The organism is Dactylosporangium cerinum (assembly GCF_042653625.1).
In the GTDB taxonomy this organism is placed as follows: Bacteria; Actinomycetota; Actinomycetes; order Mycobacteriales; family Micromonosporaceae; genus Dactylosporangium; species Dactylosporangium cerinum.
Genome location: NZ_JBHSIU010000147.1, coordinates 1 through 1,419, shown reverse-complemented (window position 1 = coordinate 1,419; position 1,419 = coordinate 1). Strand labels below are relative to the sequence as shown.

Genomic DNA, 1,419 nt, shown 5'->3' with positions numbered 1-1,419 from the left:
GGTGCACCCCTGGCCCCCGCCGGGCCATCGCCATCACTGCTCGACCTTCGAGGTCCAACTTGAGTTCTGCGAGGCCCGGCGGCCCAGGACACCCCGACTGGCTACAGGGCTATGCGCCAATGAGCGCCGATCAGTGAGCGACCGGCCGCGGTGTCCCGGGACCACCGGGTGTCTTCCCACTGATGCAACAGCGAGGAGACAACTGTGAGTATCGACCCCAACCCCACTGCCATGCGTGTCACGGCGGGGGTGGACTGGGCCAAGGACGACCACGCGGTCTGCGTGGTCGGCGATCAAGGGGAGGTCCTGGACCGGTTCACCGTGCCGCACGACGCGGCCGGGCTGAAGCGGATGGCCGCCAAACTGCTGCGCGCCGGTGTCGAGCAGGTCGGCATCGAACGCGGCGACGGACCTGTGGTCCAGACCCTGATGCACGCCGGGCTGACCGTCTTCGTCATCCCGCCCGGTCAGGTGAAGAACCTGCGCAGCCGGTACGGATCAGCCGGGAACAAGGACGACCGATTCGACGCCTACGTCCTGGCCGACGTGGTCCGCACCGACGTCCGCCGGCTGCGACCCATGCTCGTCGACAGCGAGCAGACCATCGCGCTGCGCGGCAGCGTCCGCGCCCGCCGAGACCTCGTCACCCACCGGGTCGCCGCAGCCAACCAGCTGCGCGCACACCTGCAGCTCGTGTTCCCCGCCGCCGCAACACTGTTCGCCGACATCGACTCGCCGATCACCCTGACCTTCCTGGGCCGGTTCACCACCCAGCAGGCCGCGGACTGGCTCTCGCCCAAACGCCTCGCCGTCTGGCTGCGCTCCGTCTCCTACAGCGGAGGCGTTGACCCGGCCGTGCTGCACGCCCGGCTGCTGGCCGCACCCCGCGGCGTCACCGGCGAACCCGCCGGTATCCACGCGGGCACCACCACCGCGCTGGTCGCCGTCCTACGAACCCTGACAGCCCAGATCCAGATCCTGGCCGCCAGCATCGGCGAACAACTCAACGCCCACCCCGACGCGCCGATCTTCACGTCCCTGCCCCGCTCCGGCACCGTCCGGGCCGCCCGACTCCTCGCCGAGATCGGCGACGCCCGCGGACGGTTCCCCACCCGCGAATCGCTGACCTGCCTCGCCGGCGTCGCCCCCTCGACCCGACAATCGGGCAAGGTCAAAACCGTCATGTTCCGCTGGGGCGCCGACAAACAACTCCGCGACGCCCTCTGCGACTTCGCCGGCGACTCCCGCCGCGCCAACCCCTGGGCCGCCGACCTCTACGCCAAAGCCACCGCCCGCGGCTGCGACCACCCACACGCCGTGCGCATCCTCGCCCGCGCCTGGGCACACATCATCTGGCGCTGCTGGCAGGACAACACCCCCTACAACCCAGCCACCCACGGCGCCCTCCAAACCCTTCTC

Annotated in this window: 1 protein-coding gene; it reads left to right on the top strand. The window is 70.5% G+C overall.

Going from position 1 to position 1,419, the window contains the following annotated elements:
* Nucleotides 1-204 precede the first annotated feature (204 nt).
* Nucleotides 205-1,419, top strand: a 1,215-nt coding sequence (locus tag ACFPIJ_RS64425; protein ID WP_380129454.1) for an IS110 family RNA-guided transposase, incomplete at its 3' end; no start/stop codon positions are given.